We start from the raw sequence: 13054 nt of genomic DNA on the forward strand, positions 1-13054 counted from the left end.
CCGATGCTTCAAGCCGCGACGCGCCGCTTCCTCAGTGTCCGTCGAACGCCTGGCCCTGAACGTTCAGATAGGCCACGGCATTCTTGATCCCGGCCAGGGTCAGATCCTCCATCCGGAAGATCTTCCCGATCCGGGCGATGGTGACGCTTTCATACTCCCAACGCTCCCGGGCGATGGGATTGAGCCACACGCTCGCGGGGAACGCGCTGCGCAGCTCCTTCAACCATTCCCAGCCGGGCCTTCGCTCCGTGGTGAACACGTCGATGGAACCGTAGGACGCGCTCAATTCATAAGGGGCCATGTTGGCGTCCCCTATGATCACCAGGCGAGTGCTCCTGCTTTCCGACAACAACTTCTCCCACCGGATCGGGACGGTCCGCGGCGCGTCCCGGTAGACCGTGCCGTAGATGCAGTTGTGAAAATAGTAGTAGGCGACGTCGCGGAAGGAATCCCGGATCTTGTTGAAGACGGTCTTCACGAGCGACACGTGCGGCATCATGGAATAGCCGCCGTTGTCGAGCAGGACGATGAGCCTCAACCGGTTGCGCAGCTCGCGCCGGAAGATCAGCTCGATTTCGCCGGCGTTCTTGGCGGTGCGGGCGATGGTTTCGTCGATGTCCAGCTCGGTTTCCGCCCCGGCGGGTCTCATGGATTTGAGCGAAGTGAGCGCCTGGCGGAGGTTTTCCGTGGAAAGAACGGATTTGTCGCTGTAGTTGATGTGCCTCCGGTCGCCGATCACCTTCTGGGCCGTCCCGTAGAGACCCCGGCCGTGGACCCGGATGCCGCCCGCGTGTCTGCCGCCGTGACCGAAGGGCGACCCGCCGCCCGTGCCGACCCAGCGGTTGCCGCCCCGATGCTTGCCCTGCTGGGCCAGAACGGTTTCCCAGAAACGGGCCAGAAGCTCCTCCGTGTCGAACTGCCGGATCATCTCGGGAGTCAGCCGGCCGCTCTCGATCTCCTCCTCCAGCCAGTCCCGGAAAGGTTTCCCGGCAAACAATTCCTCCCAGTCGGTGGCGCCCGCTCCGGACGGCGCCGCGCCCATGAAGTATGACGCGAACACCTGTTCGAAGGCGTCGTAGTGTTCCACGCGCTTTACGAAATAGAGACGCGCCACGAGGAACAGCCGGTCGAGGTTCGACGCCAGCCCTCGCTGAAGGGCCTGGTAGAATTCGATGATGTATTGCACGCTCACCGGGATTCCGGCTTCGCGCAACCGATAGATGAACCCGATCATGCCGTGACCTCGAGAGCGGCCCGTCGCCGCCGGTCCGCTCAGAAACGCGTCGCCTTGCGCACGCCCTTGAATTTCAGCAGGTCCTGGGTGCGCTTGAGCAGGGTGCCGATGTGGCTCACCTCGCGGCCCGCGCCCGGACCGCCCACGCCGTCGGAGGCCAGGGCTCCGATCCAGTCGAGCAGCTCGGCCGTTGCCGGCGGCTTTTCGTAACCCTGCTCACGCAGCCGGTAGAACGTGGTGAGGCACGCACTGACGAAGGCATCCGGGAGATCGGGAAAGTGCAGCCGCACGATCACCGCCATCTCGTCGGGGGGCGGAAACGGGATGTAATGACAGAAACAGCGCCGCAGAAACGGATCGGACAACTCCCGCTTGGCATTGCTGGTGATGATGATGACCGGTTTCTGCCGGGCCGTCACCTTGTGGTTGATTTCGCGGATGATGAACGAGCCGTCCTCGAGGACGTCGAGCAGGTTGTCCTGGGTATCGGAGTCGGTCTTGTCGATCTCGTCGAGCAGGAGCACCCGGCGGTCTTCGGCCAGGAAGGCGCGGCCGATGGGGCCGAACCGAAGGTAGTCCCAGATGTCGTTGACGTCGCGGCCGGTTTCGCCGCTGCCGAACCGGGAATCGTTGAGCCGCAGCACCGTGTCGTATACGTAGCACAGCTCCTCGCCCTTGAAGGTGGACTTGCAGCGGGCCTCCTCCATGGCCAGTTCCAGGGCGCGGGAAACCTCGAAGGCGAGTTGAGTCTTGCCTGTCCCGGCCTCGCCCGTCAGGAGCAGCGGTTTTTCCATGGTGATGGCGATATTGACGATCTCCCGCAGTTCGGGGTTGAGATAGTATCGTTCGGTCCCTTCGAAGCGCATTCCCTTTTCTCCTTGAGGTGCATGTTCGGGTATCACGTCGTTGCGCCAACCCGCCAGGGCGTCGTGCAGCACGATATTTTTCCTGATTAAACACGGCATTATATTCAACGGCCCCGGTTCTGGCAATGCAAACGAGTGTGAATCGGAACACCCGTCACGGCAACGCAAGCACACAGACACGCAAACCCCCGTCCCGGCAAGCAGGCGGCATGCCCGGTCCAACCTCGCTTTTTACAATTTCCCATAAACTGGGGCTCCGCAACGCGGCATGAAAACCTCTCGGGCGGAGGCCATCTTCACACAAATCGTCATTCCCGGGAGGTATCCTCGAACGACCAAAACCGGCCCCCGAGGCCGCGTGTTTCGAGGCCGCCCGGTTCTGTTTTCCAGGTGACCGGCGAAGGAATGAGAGAACACAGAGCACGGACGAAGCCTCCCGCGAGAACGATGCCCCGCAAAGGGAACCCTCGACCGCGGGCGCCTGAGCGACACGAACCGCCCCGGAACACGTCCCAGCCGTCGTGGTGACCGTCTGAGAATTTTGAACGAAACGGGCGGGAAGAACGCAGGATGCTCCAGCACGAAAAAGGGGGTGAGGCGGCCGTCCGGGGCGGAATTTGACAGGAATTCTCCGGAATTCATCATCACTTTCCGGGAGAAGGGGGAACCCCCTTGACATTGCCCGGGGTTTGGGTATACAAGTCTATTCTCGTTTGGTTGAGATGGTATGCGCCCGTAGCTCAGGTGGATAGAGCGTCGGACTTCGAATCCGCAGGCCGCAGGTTCGAATCCTGCCGGGCGTACCAGGAACAACCGGCGATTTCCGGGCCGCTAGCTCAACGGTAGAGCAGCTGACTCTTAATCAGGAGGTTCGGGGTTCGAGACCCTGGCGGCCCACCAGAAAAATCAAGGGGTTACGGTCGATGGATCGTAACCCCTTTTCGTTACGTACGCATTACGTACGTGCAACCCGGGTGAACACCTTCCTCTCTTGTCAAGCAAAAAGAGATAACCGGTTTCGTCGTTTGAGTTGTACATGTTAGATTGTCATTGCCAGCCCGGAGGATAGGGCAACGCCGGGGAACGTCCCTTCGCTTCCGAGGCGGAGTCCGTCCAGCGTAACGGTCCCGTTCGGACATAAAAAAGGGCTTTACGCCTTCTCGCCCACTGCTGCCGTCTTGAACGCAACCGTTCATGACCCGTAAGCAGGGATACCGGCGGGTTGCGGAGGGACAAGGGCCGGGCGGATCAATGCTCGGGCGCCTGTTCTTGAGCCGGATGCCCTACTGCTTCCCGGGAACCCTGCACGGGCGCTGGGTCTTGAAATGATCCAGGTTTTTGTTCAACGTGACCATCACTTCGGGGGGCATGGATTCTTCCTTTGCGAGCGAGAGGGCGCGCTCCTGCCATTCGACGGCCTTCCCGCACTGGTCCGTCTCGGCATGGGCCATGGCCACGGTGCGGGCATGTTCATGGTTTGCACGCTCCCCATAGACTTCCATGGCCATCTCCAGAGCACGCCTGCCGTCTCGAAGCCTGAGTTCGGGGGATGCGGCCAACTGCCGCGCGATGGCGTGTTTGATCGGCCCATTCTTCGGAACGCGCCTGTGGGCTTCCGCGAGCACCGCCAACGCCTCGGCGTGCTGGTCCGCCACGGTCAACATCGTGCTCATCTGCAGCCATGCCGCCGTCAGGTTGGGCTCGAGATCGACGGCCGCCTTGTACTGATCGAATGCCTCGCCGAATTTGCCTTCGCGAACCAAGGCATCGGCCAGGGCCGCGTGCGCCTGGTGGTCATTGGGCCTTGCTTCGAGCGCGATCCGGAAATGCTTGATCGACTCCGCGTATTCACCCATGTGCGAGCGCAGCAGGCCGAGATTGAAGTGCGCGGTCGAATTCTGCGGCGACAGGCGAATTGCTTCCTGCAGTTGCTCCATCGCTTCCCGCACCTTCTGCAGACCGGCCAGCGCCGCAGCGAGATTGATCCTGGCGCCCACATCATCAGGATTGGCGTCCACGGCCCTTTGGAAGGCCTCGGCCGCCTCCTCGAAACGTCCCGCCCCATAAGCGCGTCGCCCCGTGAGGACGTGCACGCGGTAGCCGGTTACCAGCTTATCGAGCCGCTCCTTGAGCGGATCGGGCGGCTGCAATCCCACAATTCCGCGTTGCGCGAGGTGTTCGCGCGCCTTCCCGGCATCGCCGAGCCCCCTGTAGGCCATGGCCAGCTGGTAATGGATCAGGTTCGCCGCTGGCTGCTTGTCCAGGGCTGAAGAAAGAAATTTCACCGCGTCTTCATACCGCTTTTCCTCGAGAGCAATCTCACCCATTCGAGCCAATACGGCAGGTCCATCCGGGTTTATCCGCCATGCCGCTTCCAAAGCATCCTTCGCCTCTTTGAGCTGGTTGAGGCTCTTATGGCACTCCGCCACACGGATTGGCAGAACGTAAGAATCGGGCTGGGTCCGCCACACTTTCCCGTAGAGTTCGATTGCTTCGGGATACCTGCCGACCGATTGAAGAAGAAAAGCCAGATTGTAGTTCCATTCCACACGAGTCGGGTCCAGTGTCAAGGCGTTGCGATAGCATGCCTCGGCTGCGTCGTTGAGTTGATAGGCATGGTACATTTCGCCGAGTTCGACATATGCCTGGGCGCATTCCTGCCTTCCGGCGCTCCGGGTGGCTACCGCCGTATCGACCTTTTTCTGCTCTTCCTCCAGTTGTTCGCGCACCGCCTTCTCGAGGTTGTCGAGCTTGGGAACGGGGACGGGTTTGAGGTCGCTCGACGAGATGGGCTCGAGGACTTTGGCTTTCTGCGGATCGCTCTGAGCCCCGGACGCAACCGGCAAAAAACTGCCTGCGGCAGCCATGCCCGCGCACACGGCCAATAGAATCGGGACGACCCACTTGAGCCCTTTCATTGCCCGGTCTCCTTGTTCACGGAGCCTTTCTTCAGCGTAGTGTACTTCATGGGCGTCGGTTTCTCCCATACCTCTTTCGTCCCGTCCGGCCAGTAAATCTCGATGGAATCCACCGTTTCACTGTCGCCCAGACCGAAAAGGAGCCTCGGATCATTGGCCGAACAATAGCTGCCATCCGTCCGAACGCGGCGCCAGAGAGTCGGCATGCCGGCGCGCTTGAGGCCCGCCAGCGCCCCGATCATATCCCGCTTTCCTTGAGAATCCACCAGCCTCAAGCCCAACCACTTCTTCTGCTGCCCCGCCTTGTTCTCATACAGCCTCACATGGCCGTTGTTGTTGGCGACCAGGAGATCCGTATCCCCGTCGTTGTCCACGTCTCCGAAGGCAAGCCCCCGGCTGACTTCCGGGCCGAACAGATCCTTGCCGGCATCGGAGGTAATGTCGACGAACCTTTTCCCGCCTTCGTTCCGGAACAATTGCTTGGGTTGACGGAGCGGGTAAAGGTCTCCCGCTCTGGCGAGTTCCTCGATGATCAGCACGGCGCCGTTTACCATAAAGAGATCAAGCCAACCGTCGTTGTCGTAATCGATCCAGCCGGTTCCGAACGACGTATATGGAACGGTGGCCGCAGCGAGCCCCGTCGCTATGGTCCGGTCTTCGAACAGACCCTGTCCGTCGTTGGCATACAGGGTGTTGGTCTCTCCCATGATGTTGGTTACGAAGAGGTCTTCATCGCCATCCGAATCGAAATCGCCCACGGCAATCCCCATACTGCCCTGAGGGCGTCCATCCCGGTCCAGAGCGACACCGGCAAAAAGGGCGTCTTCCCGGAACATCTTTCCTTCCCTGTTCAACCAGAGCTGATTCGGGTAGCCGTCGTTGGCCACATAGATGTCCGGCCAGCCGTCGCCGTCGACATCTAGGGCCACGACTCCCAGTCCCGCATACGCTTTGTAGTCGGCCAGCACCCTCGTCGTCACGTCCTCGAATGTCCCGTCCCCTTTGTTGTGAAAAAGACGGTGGGACTGCGGCGTGAAAGACGACGGGCCGCAATAGTCCCTGCGGCTGTTCGGCGCGTAGCATTTCCTGTTCAGGACCAGGTCGAAATCGAGGTAGTTCGCCACATAGAGATCGAGCCATCCGTCCCGGTCGTAGTCGAATGCGGAGGCGCTCGTGGCCCACAGCCTGCCGCCCGTGCCGGACTTTTCGGTCACATCGGTAAAGGTCCCGTCACCGTTGTTGTAAAACATCCTGGTCGACTCGAGGTTGGTGACAAAGATGTCGACCCAGCCGTCATTGTTGAAATCGCCGGTGGCAACTCCCATTCCATAATCCGAGATATTGATTCCGCTCTGATCCGTCACATCCACAAAACGCAAGGTCCTGCTGCCGTCGCTGCCGATCGTGAGATCGTTACGATAGAGACGGTGCCGGGGATTGGAATCTCGAGGCGGGGAAAGCGCATCGGCAAGTGTCTTCCCGGGGCCGAGCATGCTGCCCTGCACGAGGTAGACGTCCAGGTCGCCATCGTTGTCGTAGTCGAGAAACGCGCAGCCCTGGCCCATCATCTCCGGGAAGTAGTACTCGCCCGACATGCCGTTGAAGTGGACGAAATCCAGCCCGGAAGTCTCACTGATGTCCACGAATATCGGGCCGCTCGACGAGGATTGTTCGGCTGGCCGAGCATGCGCGCTCGTTGCCGCGAGAGCAGCCGCAGGGAATGCGGTGGCCGGGAAGAGCAGCGCAAATGTCAAAGCGAAACACCGCTTGATGATGCCGGCAAATCGTACTCTGCGCATGGACCGATATCCTTCAGACCGGCTGAACGCCGTCAACCGTTCGATGCTGCCGGGGAATCACTCCCTCCCGGACTGATACCTCGTGTTGTATGTCTCATGCAGGATGTCCCTGTCGGCGCTTTTTCCGCCCGAATGCGGCATCGGCTCGACCGTGTCGCCGTTACCGGTGTAAAGATCCATGTCTTTGCACCACCCGTGAGCCTCAAGCACATAGACTCTCGTCCAGCCCGTCTCCGGCGGTCCGAGACCCTCGCCGAACTCGAGCGTGACCCCGTCACCCGGGCCAAAGACAACCAGCGCGTCGTCGCGGGCTTTCAACAGTTCCTCCACCGGACCGATCCTCGTGTAGTAGCCTTCCATGAAGTGCGTATCCCACCTGGGGCGCCGCCGTTCGTAGTTGTAGCCGGGGAGACGCTGGGGCCCGTCGGTTCGCGCGGGGAATCCGATCTCGTCGAGACGCGCGGCAACCAGCGGCAATTCACGGCGCGCGACCAAGGGGCAGTCTTCTGCGAAGGCGATGCCGAGCCGGTCCCAATAGATTTCCTGATTCGTAACGATGCGCAACTCCCTGGTCGCCTCGGGAAGACCCGGCAGCGGCACGGACATCTGGCGAGGCATCCCGGCGGGATAGCCGAATCGGTCAAGGATCCTGTGCCAATGCCCATCGGCCCCTCGAGCCTCGATCGTGGGCGCACGGTAGTCGGCCCCCGCCTGCCAGGCGGCGAAATTGGTCTGGGAATACGGATATTCCACCCAGCCGTCCGCGATGAGAACCGGCCGGCCCGCACGGGAATCCAACGGCTCGGAGAAAGTGAGCGTCAAAACATGATCTTGTTCGAGCCTGCCTATGAAACGCCGGTCTATCTCCCCCGGGGGAGCCGCCGTCAGATCCCTTGTCGATACTGCCGCGGTCACGTCCTGGTGCAGGCCGTTTTCCGCCTTGGCGGGAAGTACGAACGACCGATAGAAGACCGGGCTGCCGTCCGGTTCGGGCTCCCCGGTGGCCATACGTTCGTCAAGCGTCAAGGACCAGCCTGGAGGAAGGTCGTAGGCCGCCAGGGACACTGCGTCCAGGTAGGTGATTTCCTCCATGGGTTCGGTGAGCTTGAAGATGAGCCGCCCCTCGTCGGGCTTGAGAATTCCGCCCGGCAGCATGAGGTGTTCCCAAGGGCGGGGTTCGGCGTACTTCCGCGGTCCCAGAGCATACCCCAGACCGCCCACGCCCAGGAGATCGGTGACGAACCGGAATGCCGTTCCGTCCCAGGCAAACAGCACCGGGCAGCTCGAAAGCTGACGCTGGGTTTCCGTTATCCGGTGGAACATTCCGGCCTGCAGGTCGAGTTCGGTCTGATAGACTCCGTCGGGCCAGTCAATAGCCGCGAAATCGATTTTCCCCGCTCCCGCGAGCCCTGCCGGCAAGGGCTGGAGGCTCTGCCCCGGCCCCGAATCGTTTCGAAGGGTATTGAGCACAATCCAGCGCGAACCTGTGCGCACCGCTATCCTTGCACCGATGCCCGATGAGTTGGACCGAAGAGACGCACCTTTCTCTTCCATCCCCGACAACGCCAGGGTCACGAAGGGATAACGCCCGGCACCCGGAGGCCACTCATACGGAGGACGGCCTCGAGACCACGCAACCAGGTGCGGACCGTTGACGGACGAAAGCAGGGTCCAGGCATCGAGGCCGGCCCCCTCGCCGCCCCGGTGTTCGAAAAGAGGTGTGAGCCCTTTCGACCCCATGGATGCCGCCCACCACCCCGAGGAATGCGAGACGACCAAATCGAGGATACCGTCGCCGTCCAGGTCCGCCACGGCCATGCGAACTGAACCCGTCACCCGGAATGCTTCGGTCTCCAGGCCCCTGTTCAGGGGAGTTCCGCCCCAGGTGTTGTCGGGCTCTCGTTGCCAGCGCGTGATTGTTCCCGCTGAATCTATGGAATAGACCTCCGTCCGACCGTCGGAATCGACGTCAGCGGCCACAGCCGCCTGCACGTCGGCAGCCTGGAACGCTTCCCAGCCCTGCGCCTTGTGGTATTCCCAGAAGAGATCGTTCACGTAGACTTCGTGAGGCGGCTTCCGGTTGATCACGATCAAGTCCAGATCGCGGTCGCCGTCCAGGTCGGCCACGACGACGGACCTGTGGCTGCCGCTTCCCCCAAGGCCCCGCTCCGCCGCCAGAGGACGAAACGTGCCGTCGCGGTTGTTGTTGAGAAACTCGTTTGGCCCGTCGGCATTGACGAGGAAAAAATCGAGATCGCCGTCATGGTCCGCATCAAAAAATGCGCCGTCCACCGTGTTCAGAGACCCGCCCGCCGTGCCTGTTTCATCGGTGACGTCCCGCCACTGATCCCTGGAAACCTGCCGCCACAGCTGGTTCGGACCCTGCCTGCAAAAATAGACGTCGGTCAGGCCATCGTTGTCATAATCGCCCCAGAGGGCGGCGTTGACGTTCCGGAGCCTTGACAGCGGGTGATCCATCCGGAGCGTGTATTCGGCACCGTCGCTCCCGCTCACCAGAATCGCGTTGACCGTTCCGTCCGAAGTTTGGATCGCTCCTGCGATGAAAATATCCGGATGACCGTCACCGTTCAGGTCGACCACGCTCATGTGCACGGGGATGAAGCTCACCTGGCCTGCGTCGGTCCAGGCGACCGACTCGAGGGCTTTCCCCAGGGGGATCGCAGCGCCAAAAACCGGCCCGGCAGGCTTGGGAACCGGCTGGACGGCATCGACCCCCACGGCCGTCACTTCGGCTTTCCGCCCCATGTTCCTGTACTTGAATTCAAGCAGGCGCGCCCGAGGGTCTTCTTTGAGGCGATTGAAATCCTTGAGCGTCGCGGCCGCTTCGTCTCTTCTGTTGAGGCGCTGGAGGGCCATGAATACATTGTAGTATGCGCTTCGAAGGAGCTGGTCCCCTTCGATCGATTTCCTGAACCAACCGAGGGCTTCTTCATAGCGGGAAAGTTGCATGAGGCATTGGCCCAGAAAGTAAGCCGCTTCCGCGTCGCGGGGATCGAGGGCAATCACCTTTCTAAAATATTCCGCCGCTTCCGCGGGCCGCCCCACCCGCAGTTCCAAAAGGCCGGTGCAGTACAGGGCGCGCAGGTGCTCGGGATTGTGCTTGAAAACCCCGGCAAGAATGGACAAGGCCAGGTCTTCGTCACCCTTTGTCTGACGGTTGAAGGTGGCGATGGCCAGGTTGACCTGGATGTCATCGTTGTCGGGGTGCTGCTGAGCCAGGGCGCTGAATTCGCGCCGAGCGGCCTCATAGTCGAACTGCCCCATCAGGCCCACCCCCCTGTTGTGGACGGCAACGGCGGCGGAATCAAGCCCGCCGGCCGGACTTGAAGCGGGAGTCGAGCAGAATGCGGCCGCGGAGAACGTAAAGAAGGCAGTCAGGGTCAGAATCCGAATCGCTTGTTTGCAGTGGAGGCAAGTTCGATCTGATGATTGACGCATGTCCAGGGTGATCCTTCCGTCGAACCCGTGCAGGGCACCTGTATCCGCGATTCCTTCGTCCCCGGGTTGCCGGGGGCGGCTCGCGCTTCATTCCATGCGACCGGCACACCTGCCGGCCGCAATCTGCGCGCTCCGGTCGATGCCAATGGGTTTGCCTCCGGATGACGGCATCGATCCCATCACAGTATAGACCGGCATCAGGGCATCCCGTTCGAAAAAACACGAAGAACAGGTTGGACCTGGTTTCCACCGCCGTTGTCCCATCGGATGGGTCCCGTAACGCCGTCGAATCCCGACAAAGCGGCCAACCCGGCGCGCAAACCGCTGCGTGTCGGATCACCACTTCGGGCCGCCGCGACGATGAGTCTGGCTGCGTCGTAAGCGTATGCCGCAGAGGGGCTCGGATCGGCGCCGAATCGTTGCAGGTAGGCTTCCCTGAACGCGATGGTGGATGCCGACTCCTCGAAGGGTTCGACCGTCACGACGGGCCCCTCATACACCGCATGTAAGTCCGTTGCCTTCAGACCCGGAATCCATGGGACGAAGATGGAACAGGTCACGTTTGTTCCCCTGAGGGCTGCCGCCAGTTTCAGTGCGATTTTCGGGGGTAGACAAAGGACCAGGCCGTCGGGAGAAAAAGCCTTGATGCGGCTTGCAACCCTGCTTTGATCGTTCACGTCTGTACCAATCGGCAAATGAAAAGCGGGCGGCACTCCCTGCCCTTCCATCTCCCGGCGGAGGTCCTCTGCGGCCATACGGCCGTCATGGTCGGTTGAAGTCACCAGCCCCACGCGACCGAGACGCAACGGGACCATGCCCCGCTTCACCAGCAAATGTGCCTGGGTACGGATGTCCGGCGGCAATCGAAATATCCAGGGGATGCGGGCATGGGTGAGCGACGAGTCCGTCGACACGGGCGACACGACGGGAAGGTAGGCTTTTGCGGCAATTTGTTCGGCAATATTGGTGGTTCCCTGCAAGAATCCGATCACCGCCGATACATTGTCCTCATAGGCCAGGCGGACAATCTCCTTCGATCCGGCCGACCACGGATTCTCAGCCCAGCGCCTCACCAGCCGGAAAGGAACGCCGTTGCAGCCTCCCCCGGCGTTGGCCTCCTCGACGGCGAGGCCGGCCCCTTCGACCATCGCTCGTCCCACCGGATCGGCCGATTCGGGCGGTGAATAGAGGCCGATGGCGATCTCACGTACGAATGCCGGATCTACCGACGGTCCTCCGTAGCAGGTAGACTGCAGCGGGTCATCGAGCATGACCCTGTAAGGCTTTGAACTGCCGGGGCCTTGAGCGCACACGCCGCCAACCGCCAGCACAAGGCATGCCGCCGCGAGAACTGCCCGGCAGAGACGACTCCCGAGCTTTCGCCTGTCGCAATGAACCGGCAAGACCCGCGAACAATGTCTCATTTGAGCACCTCGTCACGCGAGTGGAAGAGAAATTGCCCATCTTTCAGGACGGCCAGATAAGGCGGGCTGATATTGTTCAATACGACATCGAATTCCTTGACGCCCGTGACTCCCCGGTAAGTCTTCACTTCGGCAAGGGCGTCGCGGATCTTCGCCCGGTTCAGCCCGGCTTTCTCGATCGCCTCGATGGTCATGTTCATTCCATCATAGGCATGAGCCGCAAAGGATTCGGGCTCTTCCCCGAAACGCTCCGTAAAATCGCGCTTGAATTTCAGGTATCCCGGATCGTCGCTTCGGGGGTTGTACGGGCAAGGGGCGGCGACCCGTTCCTCCTCTTTTCCCGCACTGCTCAGGAACTCGGCGGACACCATGCGATCGCTTCCTATGAGCCACTGGCTCATGCCCATCGCACGCATCTGTTTCAGGATAAGGGCCGATTCCGCGGCGTCTCCGTATGTGATCAGCACTTCGGGGTCAACGGCTTGGATCCGCTCGAGTTGCGGGGCGAAATCCCTGTCGCCGACCTGGTAGTTCAGTTCGGCAATGAAAGGGTGGCCCAGACGAGTGGCGGCGTCCCTGAATTCGCCGATGCCTATGCGCCCGTAGCGATTGTTGGCGCGCAGGGCCGCAACCCGCGTCAGTTTCAGCTTCTTGAACACGTAGTCGGCCAGCAGATAGCACATCTGCCGGTCGTCGGTGATGCATCGAAAAACCCATGGGATCGCGGTTTCGATGAACGTCGGGTCGGTGTCTCCCGTGTTCATCATCGGGATCTCGATCTTCAGGGCCACGCGAATGGCTATGTGACTGTTGGCGCCGTCGATGGTCCCGAGGATCGCCCAGACGTTGTCCCGGTAGGCAAGGTGGATGATCTCGCTGCCGCTGGCTCCCCAGAGCCCGTTGTCGTTTCGAACCATCAGTTCATACGGAATCCCGCTCCCGCGAAACCCGTTCTTCGCGTTGGCCTGTTCGATGGCGAGCTGTGCGCCCTGGAGCATCTTGTGACCCAGTGGTTCCTCGTGGGAAACTCCACCCGTTGCAACGGAAACGGTCTTTGTGATGGGGCCGAGGAAACCGATCCGGACACTTTCCACGCGCTCGGGTTCCGGAAGGCTGCGGCCGTATCCGCGGTATTCGTTGGGAACCATGAAGAAGCGCTTGTAAGGCTCCGTGAACCGGTTGTACGGGAGGTATTCACGCGGCGTGCGCCCGTAGTTCTCCTGGGGGCCTGCCTCTGCGGCCATTGGCTCATGCACGGGCGCAATTGCAGCCAATCCCGCAACACAGCCCACCAGCAGCAGGAAGAGATGGAATGGTCCGGTTCTCACTTTGCGGCCCTTGCTCGCCACCCTTC

The 13054-nt window shown here is 61.3% G+C and carries 7 protein-coding genes and 2 tRNA genes; 2 read left to right on the forward strand and 7 right to left on the reverse strand.

What is annotated here, in order from left to right; translation table 11 throughout:
- Window positions 1-31: 31 nt before the first annotated feature.
- Both SFUM_RS08345 and SFUM_RS08350 read right to left on the reverse strand, forming a co-directional pair.
- On the reverse strand, window positions 32-1234 hold the full coding sequence (locus SFUM_RS08345) for a hypothetical protein (RefSeq protein WP_011698471.1): 1203 nt from the start codon (window positions 1232-1234) through the stop codon (window positions 32-34).
- A gap of 38 nt (window positions 1235-1272) precedes the next feature.
- Window positions 1273-2172 (reverse strand): AAA family ATPase, encoded by a 900-nt coding sequence (locus SFUM_RS08350; RefSeq protein ID WP_244148108.1) that lies wholly within the window; start codon window positions 2170-2172, stop codon window positions 1273-1275.
- A 657-nt stretch (window positions 2173-2829) separates the two neighbouring features.
- On the opposite strand from SFUM_RS08350, the gene SFUM_RS08355 reads away from it, so the two are divergent.
- Window positions 2830-2906: transfer RNA gene (locus SFUM_RS08355), tRNA-Arg, on the forward strand.
- 19 nt (window positions 2907-2925) lie between these two features.
- A tRNA-Lys gene (locus SFUM_RS08360) sits at window positions 2926-3000 on the forward strand.
- Window positions 3001-3383: 383 nt separating this feature from the next.
- On the opposite strand, the gene SFUM_RS08365 is transcribed toward SFUM_RS08360, so the two are convergent.
- From SFUM_RS08365 to SFUM_RS08385, 5 genes are all read right to left on the reverse strand, one after another.
- The gene (locus SFUM_RS08365; protein WP_011698473.1) at window positions 3384-5018 is read right to left on the reverse strand and encodes a tetratricopeptide repeat protein; all 1635 of its coding nucleotides are present in this window, start codon (window positions 5016-5018) and stop codon (window positions 3384-3386) included.
- Complete coding sequence (locus tag SFUM_RS08370; protein WP_011698474.1) at window positions 5015-6817, reverse strand: CRTAC1 family protein; 1803 nt, start codon at window positions 6815-6817, stop codon at window positions 5015-5017. The genes SFUM_RS08365 and SFUM_RS08370 overlap by 4 nt, the downstream gene beginning before the upstream one ends.
- A gap of 57 nt (window positions 6818-6874) precedes the next feature.
- Entirely contained in the window at window positions 6875-10276 is a 3402-nt protein-coding gene (locus SFUM_RS08375) for an FG-GAP-like repeat-containing protein (protein WP_011698475.1), read from the reverse strand.
- A gap of 197 nt (window positions 10277-10473) precedes the next feature.
- Window positions 10474-11700 carry an ABC transporter substrate-binding protein gene (locus tag SFUM_RS08380; RefSeq protein ID WP_011698476.1) on the reverse strand — a complete coding sequence of 409 codons (1227 nt, stop codon included), beginning with the start codon at window positions 11698-11700 and terminating at the stop codon, window positions 10474-10476.
- Entirely contained in the window at window positions 11697-13028 is a 1332-nt protein-coding gene (locus SFUM_RS08385; protein WP_011698477.1) for an ABC transporter substrate-binding protein, read from the reverse strand. The genes SFUM_RS08380 and SFUM_RS08385 overlap by 4 nt, the downstream gene beginning before the upstream one ends.
- Between the last annotated feature and the right edge of the window lie 26 nt (window positions 13029-13054).

Source organism: Syntrophobacter fumaroxidans MPOB (assembly GCF_000014965.1).
GTDB lineage: Bacteria > Desulfobacterota > Syntrophobacteria > Syntrophobacterales > Syntrophobacteraceae > Syntrophobacter > Syntrophobacter fumaroxidans.